Below are 12,227 nucleotides of genomic sequence, written 5' to 3' on the forward strand. Positions count from 1 at the left end.
GACTATGGGAAATGTGATGGCATACAGTGGTCTGGTTACAAAAGTACGGGCTATGCAGGCAAAACTTCTGACAGATCAGGATTTTGAGAACATTGCCGCACTTCACAGCGTTCCGGAAGCAGTGGAATATCTGAAAGGGAAACCCGCGTATGCGGATGCACTGAACCGGATGGATGATACACTGTATCACAGGGGCAATGTGGAAAAAGTGTTGGCACAGTCATTGTACGCAGATTATACAAGATTGTATCGATTTGCGGGCATGAAACAGAAGCAGTTTATGAGAGGCTTCTGGAAACGGTATGAAATAGATTTGATTAATTATTGTTTCCGAATCGTATTCAATCATTATGATGTACCGTTTGATTTAAATTACAAGAAAGAGTATTTTGACAGGTATTCGCAGATTTCCATCGATAAGCTGGTAACATCCGGCAATATCGAGGAACTGGTAGAGAACCTGAAAGGTACCGAATACTATGAGCCGCTGGTGAAATTGAAGGATACCAGCGAAGCGACATTGTATGACTACGAAACTGTACTGGAACAGTATTATTTTAAAAATGCGTGGACCAGACAGCGTAAGGCCCTGGATAAAAAGGAAAAGGAGATCTACACCAGAGACTGTGGGATGAAGATTGATCTGCTGAATCTGAACTGGATCTACCGTGCGAAGAAGTATTATCATATGCTTCCACCGGACATTTATCTGATGACCATACCAATCCATTATCGAATTAAGGTAGATGAATTTAAGGCGCTGGTTGAAGCGCCGACTGTAGATCAGTTTATGCAGCTTCTGGCAAATACATATTATGAGAATCGCTTCCATGCGATGCAGAGATCTGAAGGCATGGAGCAGTTCTATAAGGCATGTATCCATGGCATGTATCTGTCAGACCGCAGAAGGAATCCATATTCGCTGGCAACAGTGAATACCTATCTGTTCCTGAAGGAAGAGGAGATCAACAGACTGACTACAGCCCTTGAGTGTATCCGCTACGGCCTGACACCGAGGGAGACTTTGGGGTACATAGGAGGTGCTAAGAAATGATAGTAAAGATGAAATTCCTGCAGATCAGCGGACCGCAATCGGATATCGACAGAATGTGCAATAAGTATCTGTCCAGACATGAAATGCAGCTGGAAAGTGCTATCGCTGAACTGAAGACGACGGACAATCTGCAGCCCTTCATCGAAGTGAATCCGTATCGTGATCCGTTAGGAAAAGCGGAGCAGTTCTGTGCATTACTTGGTGATACGCAGGCTTCACCGGATACATCTCTGAGCAGAGATGAGATGATGGGACTCTTGCGTGATATTAATCACGATTACGTGGATTTTCAGGAGAAAAGGGAACGATTAAAGAAAAAAGCAGGTGAACTGAAAGAGACTGCGAATGCACTGGAACCGTTCCGATCATTAGAAATTAATTTGGGACATGTGTCCACTTATCAGTTTCTAAAGATACGTTTTGGTAGGATCGGGTTGGACTACTACGGAAGACTTGAAAAGTACTTATTTGAAGATCTGGATGCAGTATTTCTGGAAGGATCAAGAAATGACAGTTATGTCTATGGCGGATACATTACAGCCAACAAAGACAAAGCGAAAGTGGATGCACTTTTTAATTCACTGCATTTTGAACGAATCCATCTAACCAATGAATATAAAGAAGGTACTCCGGAAGAGATCAGGATGACAGTACAGAAAGAGATTGAAAAGACAGATCAGGAGATTGCTGAGGTTGATGAAAAGGAAGCAAGCCTGATGAGCAGTAATGCATCCAAACTTCTGGGAGCTAAACAGAGATTGACAGAGCTGGCAGAATACTTTGACATTCGTAAAAAGGCAGCAATCATCGAGGATGAAGAAAACAAAGACGGTCATTACGTGATTTGTGGATGGATGAGTGAAGCGGATGTGGAGCAGTTCCTGAAAGAGATTAAAGATGATGATAGAGTTATGGCAGTGGTCGAGGAGAATAAAGAAAAATTCTTTGGAGAGCCACCGACCAAGCTCAAGAATCCGAAATTCTTCAAACCGTTTGAGATGTTCATTGAGATGTACGGACTTCCGGCGGCCGATGAGATGGATCCGACTATGTTTGTGGCACTCACATATACACTGATATTCGGAGCCATGTTCGGAGATCTCGGACAGGGGGCACTGCTCTTTATCGTGGGCGGCATCCTGTATCTGAAGAAGAGAATGAATCTGGCGGGCATTATTTCCGTTGCTGGAGTGTTCTCAATGTTCTTTGGAGTTATGTACGGAAGTGTGTTCGGATTTGAAGATGTAATGCCTGCTATGTGGTTGAAGCCGGTAGACGCGATGACCAACTTACCGTTTATCGGTCAGCTGAATACCGTATTTATTGTAGCAATTGCATTTGGTATGGGACTCAACTTACTGGTAATGCTGTTCCAGATTATCAATGCAGCAAAAGCGCATGATCTGGAAGATATGTTGTTCTCTCATAATGGTATTGCGGGACTGGTGTTTTATGCATTTATCGTAATGACGATCGTGCTTTATATGACAGGTCACAAGACACCAGGTAATATATTAATGGTAATTTTCCTGGGGATTCCAATATTGCTGTTCCTGTTCAAAGAACCTCTTGGTAATATTGTCGAGAAGAGACATAAGAAAATGGAAGTCGGCAAAGGGATGTTTCTGGTACAGGGATTTTTTGAATTATTCGAGACGATGCTTAGTTACTTTTCCAATACGCTGTCCTATGTGCGTATCGGAGCATTTGCAGTCAGCCACGCAGCAATCATGCAGGTTGTACTGATGCTTTCAGGTGCTGAGAATGGAAGCCCGAACTGGATCGGAATTGTAATCGGTAATGCAATCGTAATGTTACTGGAAGGTTTGGTTGTAGGTATTCAGGTACTGAGGCTTGAATACTATGAGATGTTCAGCCGGTTCTATAAGGGAAGCGGACGAGAATTCAAACCATTTAACCAAATAAACACAAAATAATCATATGACTTAAGACAAGGAGGACTATTACAATGACATTAGCAGTAAAATTATTACTTATCGCAGCTTTGGTGCTTGGCATCATCATCCCATTCGGAACATTTCTTCTGGGAGAGAAATCAAAAAAACGTTATAAACGTACGATCGGAGCAAATGCATTCTTCTTCTTCGGAGCATTTGTCGTAGCTGGAATCATGCTGTTCTCAGGAATGCCTGCACAGGCAGCAGAGACAGCTGGTACAGCATCAAGCAGCGCAACAGGATTTGGATACCTTGCAGCAGCACTTTCAACCGGTTTATCTTGTGTCGGCGGTGGTATCGCAGTAGCAAGTGCAGCAAGCGCAGCACTGGGAGCAATCAGTGAAGACTCCAGCGCACTTGGTAAATCTCTTATTTTCGTAGGTCTGGCGGAAGGTGTGTGTCTGTATGGACTGATCATCTCCTTCATGATCCTTGGTAAATTGTAAGATGAGGATGTATCTGATCAGTGATAATGTGGATACTCTGACAGGAATGCGGTTAGCGGGCGTAGATGGCGTGGTTGTCCATGAAAAAGAAGAACTACGTAACGCGATTGAGACTGCTATGGAAGATCCGGATGTAGGCATTGTACTTTTGACAGAGCGTTTCGGACGAGAATTTCCGGAGCTGATTGATGAGATTAAGCTGAAGAGAACGATGCCGCTTCTGATCGAGATTCCTGACAGACACGGAACCGGACGTAAAAAAGACTTTATCACATCCTATGTAAATGAGGCGATTGGACTGAAATTATAGAGAAGAAGGTGAGAAGCTTGACGATAGACGAGAGAGTAGCGCATTTGCAGGAAGCTGCTATGGAAGAAGCAAGAGCAAAGGCGAACGCGATTGTAAAACAGCATGAACAGACTCTGACGAATGTATTGAATCAGCACAAAGGCGAGGCCAACCGTCAGTCAGATGTGCGGATCAAGGCAGAAACAGTCAGTGCCAGACAGCAGCAGAATATGGCTGTATCTAAGGCACAGTTGGAATTGAAGCGTGAGTATGGCAAACGTCAGAAAGAACTGAAGCAGGAACTGTTTCAGGAAGTGCTGAAAGAATTACAGGAGTTCATGAAGACGGATGAGTATAAAGAACTTCTGGTAGCATATATCGAGAAAGCGGCACGATTCACAAATGGGGAAGATCTCAAGATCTATATTAACCCGTCAGACGCAGACAAAAAGGAATGGCTGGAGGAACACACAGGAATGACACTTACAGTCAGCAAGGAGAATTTTGTCGGTGGTGTGAGAGCGGTGGTAAAAGGCCGGAATGTGCTGATTGACCATGCGTACAAAGGAGCATTGGAAGAAGAATTCCAGGATTTTATGTTTAGAGGAGGTACGGGCATTGGATAAGAAAAGGACAGGAGTTATCTACGGCGTCAATGGCCCTGTAATCTACCTGCAAGGAAAAAGTGATTTTAAGATGTCTGAAATGGTATATGTAGGTGAACAGCGCCTGGTAGGTGAGGTTATTGCACTGGACAAAGAACGTACGACCATTCAGGTATATGAGGAAACTTCGGGACTTCATCCGGGAGAGATCGTAGAAGCATCCGGAGCACCGGTGTCAGTAACGCTGGCACCTGGTATCCTGGATAATATCTTTGACGGAATTGAGAGACCGCTGGAACGTATCGCTGATAAGGGTGGTGCATTTATTACCAGAGGTGTATCGGTTGATTCCCTGGATAGAGAAAAGAAATGGAAGACCCATCTGACGGTAAAAAAGGGTGATGTAGTACACGGCGGATCTGTAATTGCAGAAGTGCCGGAGACCCGCGCAATTGTACACAAATGTATGGTGCCGCCGGAGGTTGAAGTAGCAAAAGTAGTAGACGTCGTTCCGGATGGAGATTACACCATTGATGAAGTGCTGGTAAAGATCCAGCGTTCTAATGGGGATATTCAGGAACTGACTATGACACAGAAATGGCCGATTCGAGTAGCAAGACCGGTGCATCAGAGATATCCGGCAAGCGTACCGCTGGTAACCGGACAGCGTATTCTGGATACGATGTTCCCAATCGCAAAGGGCGGAACGGCAGCAATCCCAGGGGGATTCGGAACCGGTAAAACCATGACGCAGCATCAGATCGCGAAGTGGTCCGATGCGGATATCATTATTTATATCGGATGCGGTGAGCGTGGTAATGAGATGACACAGGTATTGGAAGAGTTTGGTGAACTTGTCGATCCGAAATCCGGTAATCCGCTGATGGATCGAACGACACTGATCGCGAATACATCTAACATGCCGGTAGCTGCCAGAGAGGCATCAATTTATACAGGTCTTACACTGGCTGAGTATTACCGTGATATGGGTTATGACGTAGCGATCATGGCAGATTCTACATCGCGTTGGGCAGAAGCATTAAGAGAGTTATCCGGACGTCTGGAAGAGATGCCGGCTGAGGAAGGTTTCCCGGCATATCTGGCATCTCGTCTGTCAGCATTCTACGAGAGAGCCGGAATGATGCAGACACTGGGCGGTGCTACAGGCTCTGTATCTATTATCGGTGCGGTATCCCCACAGGGTGGTGATTTCTCTGAGCCTGTTACACAGAATACCAAACGATTTGTCCGCTGCTTCTGGGGACTGGACAAGTCACTGGCATATGCAAGACATTTCCCGGCAATTCACTGGCTGACCAGTTACAGTGAATATCTGACAGATCTTAGCGGATGGTATACGGATAATGTATCGCCAAAATTTGTGGACTATAGAAACAGATTAATGTCTTTGCTTGGGCAGGAGAACAGTCTGATGGAGATTGTTAAACTGATCGGTGCGGATGTACTTCCGGATGATCAGAAGCTGATCCTGGAGATTGCAAAAGTAATCCGTCTGGGATTCCTGCAGCAGAATGCCTTCCATAAGGACGATACCTGTGTATCACTGGAAAAGCAGTTTAAGATGATGGATGTCATCCTGTATCTTTATAAGACCAGCCGTAAGCTGGTGGCAATGGGACATCCGATGTCAGTACTGAAAGCAGAAGGCATCTTCGAGAAAGTTATCGCTATCAAGTACGATGTACCAAACGATAATCTTCAGCTTTTGGATACCTATAAGACAAAGATTGATGAATTCTACAATAACGTATTAGCAAAGAACGCATAGAAAGGAGAGAGGATAATGGCAATCGAATATCTTGGCTTAAGTAATATCAACGGACCTCTCGTAGTTCTGGAAGGACTTCAGGACGCATTCTATGATGAGATCGTAGAGTTCGTTGTAGATGGTAATAAAAAGAAAATGGGACGTATTATTGAACTGTATGAAGGCAGAGCTGTCATCCAGGTATTTGAAGGAACCGAGAATATGTCCCTGGTAAATACACATACCAAATTATCCGGACACCCGATGGAAGTGGCAGTGTCACCGGATATGCTGGGAAGAACATTTAACGGAGTCGGAGTACCGATCGATGGACTGGGACCACTGCTTTCTACGGATAAGAGAGATGTCAATGGTCTGCCGCTGAATCCGGTGCGCCGTGAATATCCGCGTAACTATATCCGTACAGGTATATCTGCAATTGATGGTCTGACCACTCTGATCCGTGGACAGAAGCTGCCGATCTTTTCCGGCAATGGACTTCCGCATGATCAGCTGGCGGCACAGATCGTAAAGCAGGCATCACTGGGAGATGATTCCGATGAAGAATTCGCGATCGTATTTGCTGCGATGGGCGTAAAACATGACGTAGCTGATTTCTTCCGTAAGACATTCGAGGAAAGCGGAGTATCCGATCACGTGTGTATGTTCCTGAATCTGGCAAATGACCCGGTTGTAGAGCGTTTGATTACGCCAAAGGTTGCACTGACCGTTGCAGAGTATCTGGCATTTGAATGCAACAAACACATTCTGGTTATCCTGACAGATATGACATCATTTGCAGAGGCACTTCGTGAGGTATCTTCCTCAAAGGGAGAGATTCCATCAAGAAAAGGATATCCGGGATATCTGTACAGTGAGCTTGCAACACTTTATGAGCGTGCCGGAATCGTGGAAGGCACCAAAGGATCGGTAACACAGCTTCCAATCCTGACCATGCCGAACGATGATATCACACATCCGATCCCTGACCTGACAGGATACATCACTGAAGGTCAGATCGTACTGGATCGTAACCTTTACGGGCAGGGTGTATACCCTCCAATCAGTGTACTTCCGTCACTGTCTCGTCTGATGAAGGATGGTATCGGTGAAGGATACACCAGAGAAGATCATCAGGGACTTGCCAACCAGCTATTCTCTGCATACGCAAAAGTAGGTGAGGCAAGAAACCTGGCATCCGTAATCGGTGAAGACGAATTGTCCCCATTGGATAAGAAATATCTGGAATTCGGTAAGGAATTTGAGAAACGTTACGTAGGACAGGGACCGACCGAGAACCGTACGATCCAGGAAACACTTGACCTCGGCTGGGAACTTCTCGGAATGCTTCCGAAAGAAGAACTCGATCGAATCGACACCAAGATCATAGAAAAGTACTATCCACGTGAAAAATCCCCGGATGCACAGGCATAAGACGGAGATGCGGAGCATCTACAGGATGATGCCTGTATAGCCGGGTTTGACGTGAATGAGCGAACGGAGTTCGCGAGTTCACGCGGATTTTTCAGGAAAAAGAAAAATCCCAGACGCGCCGAGTTTGACGTGAATGAGTGAGCAAAGCTCACGAGTTCACGCGGATTTTGAAGGCAACAAGGAAAGGAGTCGATGATATGGATCCACGAGAGTTTCCCACCAAAGGAAATCTGATGCTGGCGAAGAATTCTCTGGCTCTTGCTCGTCAGGGGTATGACCTGATGGATAAGAAGCGTAATGTGCTTCTGAAAGAACTGATGGCTCTGATCGATGAGGCAAAGGAGATTCAGGAGCAGATCGACAGCACATTTACCAAGGCATATGCGTGCCTGCAGCGTGCGAATATTGAACATGGTATCAGCAAGGTGCAGCAGCTCGCATTTACCGTGCCGATAGAGGAATCCATTCGTATCCAGACGCGAAGCATCATGGGTACAGAGATTCCGCATGTGAAATATGATGAAAAAGAGAATAACCTTACGTACTCATTCAGCACGACCAGCGAGTCGATTGATATTGCGAGAGAGGCGTTTCGTGAAGTGAAAGACCTGACGATTAAGTTGTCCATGGTTGAGAACTCTGCGTATCGTCTGGCATCAAATATTAAAAAGACGCAGAAGCGTGCCAACGCATTGAAGAATATAACGATTCCGATGTATACGAATCTGGTTCATAACATTAATAATGCACTGGAAGAAAAAGAGCGTGAGGAATTCACCAGACTGAAAGTCATCAAGAATATGAAAAGAGCGTAATTATTCAGAACCTCTTAGCACGAGAAAAAACTGGAGAGAACTTTGCCGAAAGGCAGGTTCTCTTTTTGTGCAATAAGCCGCTATGCAGAAATCGTGCTTGCACGAATTTCTATATGGCGGCCAATGTTCATCGAGCCGACAGGCGAGATGACATTGATTGCACGTCGAGTAGGTGTTGGCCTACTCGATTGTTGTGATGAGTTAAAGCGTGAGGTTATGAAAATGTTGACATATAATTCGCTTGGATGTAGTATATATGTAATCTGAATAAAAAATGTTGCAATACAAATGAAACGTATTTTGCCAGTTGAGTTGATTGAGATTATTGACATATATAGTTGAACAGAATATAATAGATTTACCTCAAAGGTAAATCCGCAAAAGAGGTGACAGATTGGAAATAACATATAAGTCTCGCAGGATTGAAAAGGTGTGTACACTAGCAAGTGAGGCAGAAAAGAAATACGGTTTAGAAATGGCTGAAAAAATCCATCAGCGTATAGACGAAATAGCTGCATCTGATACTGTTGAGGAAATGGTTAAATTCCATATCGGAAGATGCCATCCATTAAAAGGCAATCGAAAAGGCCAATACGCAATGGATTTAGTTCATCCTTACAGACTGGTTTTTGAAAGAAAAGGGAATGAAATTCAAATTGCAAACGTAATGGAAATTGTAGACTATCATTAAACTTTCATTCTACTAGGAGGTGGTATTACGATGGTGAAAAGTCGCAGCTTTATTGCAACACCGCCGGGAGCAACTATTAAAGAGCAGTTGATTGACAGAGGGCTTAGCCAGAAAGAGTTTGCATTACGCATGGGTATGTCCGAAAAACATATTAGTAAATTAATCAATGGTGATGTTCAGTTGACTCCGGAAGTCGCAGTTCGTTTAGAAATGGTACTAGGCGTTCCTGCTAAGTTTTGGAATAAATTAGAAGCTACTTATCGCGAAAAACTCATAAAAGCAAATGCAGAGAACGAAATGGATTCTGATAAAGAGCTTGTGAAAAAACTACCTTATCGTGAAATGTCAAAGAATGGTTGGGTACCGGAAACCAGAGAGGCAACCGAAAAGGTAATTTATCTTAGAAAATATTTTGAAGTTGTAAATCTTGAGATTATCAAGGATATGAAATTATCAAAAATTGCATGTCGCAGATTGGCTGAAACAGAAAAGGGTAATCTCGCTCTATTAGCATGGGCACAGAAAGCAAAACTGGAAGCTCGTGCCATTGAAACGTCATTGATTGATTTAAAAACTCTTAAGGAGAAACTACCGGAAATACGAAGCATGACAGCAATGAACCCTGCTGATTTTTGTCCTAAACTGATTGAGATGTTATCTGGTTGTGGTATTGCACTTGTTTTCCTTCCTCATATCGGAGGTTCTTTCCTGCATGGAGCAACTTTCTGTGATGGAAATAAAATAGTTGTTGGATTAACAGTACGTGGCAAAGATGCAGATAAATTCTGGTTTAGTTTATTTCATGAACTCGGTCATATTTTGCTTGGTCATATCAATCAATCTGATGGTACAACAGATGAAGACGAAGAAGCTGCTGACAACTTCGCAAAAGAGACATTAATTCCTACTGTAGAATTTAATGCATTTACGTCTCTGAATGATTTTTCAAAAACATCCATTTGCTCTTTTGCTCAGAAACAAAATATCCTGTGTGGAATTGTTGTCGGACGTCTGCAAAAGGAAGGTTTCATAAATTATAATCGTTGCAATGACTTAAAGACCAAATATGTATTATCAGTATAAACAGCAAGATAACTTGTGAAAGCAGGCATCTATGTATTAGCATGGATGCCTGCTTTTGACATTTCAGATGATTATTTTTTGGCAATTAGTTTGAGATTAGCATGAATGCGGGTAATGTTACCTTCACAAACTGAACACACAAAAAACACATTTTTTACAATGAATCGTCATACTTTCTTTTTACAATGATTCTTTAAGAGTATTAAAGAGGAGGAAGATATTGTGATTGAAGTGCAGAATCTGGTGAAAATGTATGGCGATCATACAGCAGTGGACCATCTGAGCTTTCGTATTGAAAAGGGGCATATTTATGGTCTTCTTGGACCGAATGGTGCGGGCAAGTCTACAACCATGAACATTATGACAGGATATCTTGGAGCAACCGAGGGGAAGGTGTTAATCCAGGGGCATGATATTCTGAAAGAGCCTGAGCTTGCAAAGAAGAGTATTGGCTATCTGCCGGAACAGCCGCCGGTATATATGGATATGACAGTTCGGGAGTATCTGCAGTTTGCAGCCGAACTGAAGAAGATACCTAAAAAAGAACGTGAAAAACAGATGAATGACGTGATTCGGATGACAGGCATCCGTGAAGTGGAGAATCGACTGATCCAGAACCTGTCCAAGGGATACAGACAGAGAGTTGGGCTTGCACAGGCAATCCTTGGATTCCCGGAGGTGATCATTCTGGATGAGCCGACAGTTGGTCTGGATCCGAAGCAGATCATTGAGATTCGAGAGCTGATCCGTAAGCTGTCTAAGAAGCATACGATTATATTGAGTTCGCATATTCTGGCAGAGATCCGTGAAGTGTGCGATTACATTATGATCATTTCCAGAGGTAAGCTGGTGGCAAGTGATACCCCGGAGAATCTGGAGAACAGACTTAAGAGCAGCAGACATATTGAACTGCAGGCAAAAGCACCTGTGACGAGAGTACAGGAGATTCTGAAGGAAGTATCCGGAATTAAGAAAGTGGATTACCGAAAGGATAACAATCTGATGACAACAGCTCAGATTGAGACAAGGAATGCGAAGGATATCAGAGAAGAGATATTTACAGCATTTGCGAGAAATAATCAGCCGTTAACGACACTCAGTCTGTCGCAGACTACACTGGAAGAAGTATTCCTGGAGCTTACCCAGGGTAAATATACAGCGTCTCTGGCAGAACAGGAGATTCGGGATGATGGGAAAGAGGAGGTGACAGGCGATGGCAGCGATTTATAGGCGTGAATTAAAAGGATATTTTAATACCATGATCGGTTATGTGATCATTGTATTTTTACTTGCATTTTCAGGTATATATTTTATGGCATATAATCTGAATTACGGATATCCGTACTTTTCCTATGTGCTTTCCGGCGGTATCTTCATGCTGCTGATCGCAGCACCGTTACTGACCATGAGAAGCTTTGCGGAAGAGCGTAAGAATCGGACAGATCAATTGCTTCTGACAGCGCCGGTCAGCCTGTTCCAGATCGTAATGGGAAAATATCTTGCAATGATTACCATTTTAGGAATCCCATGTGCGGTATATCTGTTATTTCCTTTAATGATCAAGATGCAGGGAACGGCCTATATATTATCGGATTACTTATCTATTCTGGTATATTTTCTGCTGGGCTGTGTATATATTGCAATCGGAATGTTCGTGTCATCGTTGACAGAGAGCCAGATTATTGCGGCAATCGGTACCTTTGGTATACTAATGGTTATTCAATTGTGGAGTGGAATCATAGGATTCCTGCCTTCGTCAGCTATGGCTAATGTATTTGGAATAGCATTTTTACTGTCGTTGTTAGTCTGGGCTGTCTGGCGCATGACCCAGAACTGGGTGATATGTCTGATCTTGGAGATTGTGAATCTCGGAGTAAATGGAATTGTATACGCAGTAAAGCCAGAAGTTTACGAGAACCTGCTTTCAACCATTTGTGGCGAGCTGAACCTGATTGATACATTTAACAGCATTGCCTCCAATAACCTGTTAGATGTCAGTGGAATCATTCTGTATCTGAGTCTGATCGTATTTTTTGTATTTCTTACGATGGAAATGATACAGAAGAGACGATGGAGTTAGGAGG

General features: G+C 43.6%; 12 protein-coding genes. All 12 read left to right on the forward strand.

Annotation, left to right across the window (positions count from 1 at the left end):
* The first annotated feature begins 4 nt into the window (after nucleotides 1-4).
* Nucleotides 5-1,054, forward strand: coding sequence for a V0D/AC39 family V-type ATPase subunit (locus OCV65_RS08915; RefSeq protein WP_262581760.1), 1,050 nt, complete (start codon nucleotides 5-7; stop codon nucleotides 1,052-1,054).
* On the forward strand, nucleotides 1,051-2,991 hold the full coding sequence (locus OCV65_RS08920; RefSeq protein WP_262581761.1) for a V-type ATP synthase subunit I: 1,941 nt from the start codon (nucleotides 1,051-1,053) through the stop codon (nucleotides 2,989-2,991). The genes OCV65_RS08915 and OCV65_RS08920 overlap by 4 nt, the downstream gene beginning before the upstream one ends.
* A gap of 32 nt (nucleotides 2,992-3,023) precedes the next feature.
* The gene (locus tag OCV65_RS08925; protein ID WP_262581762.1) at nucleotides 3,024-3,458 is read left to right on the forward strand and encodes an ATP synthase subunit C; all 435 of its coding nucleotides are present in this window, start codon (nucleotides 3,024-3,026) and stop codon (nucleotides 3,456-3,458) included.
* A gap of 1 nt (nucleotide 3,459) precedes the next feature.
* Entirely contained in the window at nucleotides 3,460-3,768 is a 309-nt protein-coding gene (locus tag OCV65_RS08930; RefSeq protein ID WP_118383214.1) for a V-type ATP synthase subunit F, read from the forward strand.
* Nucleotides 3,769-3,785: 17 nt separating this feature from the next.
* Nucleotides 3,786-4,373: a V-type ATP synthase subunit E gene (locus tag OCV65_RS08935; RefSeq protein ID WP_262581763.1), complete on the forward strand. Its 588-nt coding sequence runs from the start codon at nucleotides 3,786-3,788 to the stop codon at nucleotides 4,371-4,373.
* Entirely contained in the window at nucleotides 4,366-6,141 is a 1,776-nt protein-coding gene (locus OCV65_RS08940) for a V-type ATP synthase subunit A (protein ID WP_262581764.1), read from the forward strand. The genes OCV65_RS08935 and OCV65_RS08940 overlap by 8 nt, the downstream gene beginning before the upstream one ends.
* 15 nt (nucleotides 6,142-6,156) lie before the next feature.
* Entirely contained in the window at nucleotides 6,157-7,554 is a 1,398-nt protein-coding gene (locus OCV65_RS08945; protein ID WP_118383211.1) for a V-type ATP synthase subunit B, read from the forward strand.
* Nucleotides 7,555-7,751: 197 nt separating this feature from the next.
* Nucleotides 7,752-8,369 carry a V-type ATP synthase subunit D gene (locus OCV65_RS08950; RefSeq protein WP_118383210.1) on the forward strand — a complete coding sequence of 206 codons (618 nt, stop codon included), beginning with the start codon at nucleotides 7,752-7,754 and terminating at the stop codon, nucleotides 8,367-8,369.
* 394 nt (nucleotides 8,370-8,763) lie between these two features.
* The gene (locus OCV65_RS08955; protein WP_262581765.1) at nucleotides 8,764-9,060 is read left to right on the forward strand and encodes a type II toxin-antitoxin system RelE/ParE family toxin; all 297 of its coding nucleotides are present in this window, start codon (nucleotides 8,764-8,766) and stop codon (nucleotides 9,058-9,060) included.
* A 30-nt stretch (nucleotides 9,061-9,090) separates the two neighbouring features.
* A complete protein-coding gene (locus OCV65_RS08960) occupies nucleotides 9,091-10,143 on the forward strand; it encodes a helix-turn-helix domain-containing protein (protein ID WP_262581766.1) in 1,053 nt (350 codons plus the stop codon).
* Nucleotides 10,144-10,365: 222 nt separating this feature from the next.
* Nucleotides 10,366-11,373: an ABC transporter ATP-binding protein gene (locus OCV65_RS08965; protein WP_118383209.1), complete on the forward strand. Its 1,008-nt coding sequence runs from the start codon at nucleotides 10,366-10,368 to the stop codon at nucleotides 11,371-11,373.
* A complete protein-coding gene (locus OCV65_RS08970; RefSeq protein WP_262581767.1) occupies nucleotides 11,357-12,223 on the forward strand; it encodes an ABC transporter permease in 867 nt (288 codons plus the stop codon). The genes OCV65_RS08965 and OCV65_RS08970 overlap by 17 nt, the downstream gene beginning before the upstream one ends.
* Nucleotides 12,224-12,227 lie beyond the last annotated feature (4 nt).

Source organism: Dorea ammoniilytica, assembly GCF_025567415.1.
Classification (GTDB): Bacteria; Bacillota; Clostridia; order Lachnospirales; family Lachnospiraceae; genus Claveliimonas; species Claveliimonas ammoniilytica.

Bases quoted from the DNA above. Each gene is read 5' to 3' on its own strand.
- OCV65_RS08915 (WP_262581760.1), top strand. From the start codon at position 5: ATGGGAAATGTGATGGCATACAGTGGTCTGGTTACAAAAGTACGGGCT.
- OCV65_RS08920 (WP_262581761.1), top strand. From the start codon at position 1,051: ATGATAGTAAAGATGAAATTCCTGCAGATCAGCGGACCGCAATCGGAT.
- OCV65_RS08925 (WP_262581762.1), top strand. From the start codon at position 3,024: ATGACATTAGCAGTAAAATTATTACTTATCGCAGCTTTGGTGCTTGGC.
- OCV65_RS08930 (WP_118383214.1), top strand. From the start codon at position 3,460: ATGAGGATGTATCTGATCAGTGATAATGTGGATACTCTGACAGGAATG.
- OCV65_RS08945 (WP_118383211.1), top strand. From the start codon at position 6,157: ATGGCAATCGAATATCTTGGCTTAAGTAATATCAACGGACCTCTCGTA.
- OCV65_RS08950 (WP_118383210.1), top strand. From the start codon at position 7,752: ATGGATCCACGAGAGTTTCCCACCAAAGGAAATCTGATGCTGGCGAAG.
- OCV65_RS08960 (WP_262581766.1), top strand. From the start codon at position 9,091: ATGGTGAAAAGTCGCAGCTTTATTGCAACACCGCCGGGAGCAACTATT.
- OCV65_RS08970 (WP_262581767.1), top strand. From the start codon at position 11,357: ATGGCAGCGATTTATAGGCGTGAATTAAAAGGATATTTTAATACCATG.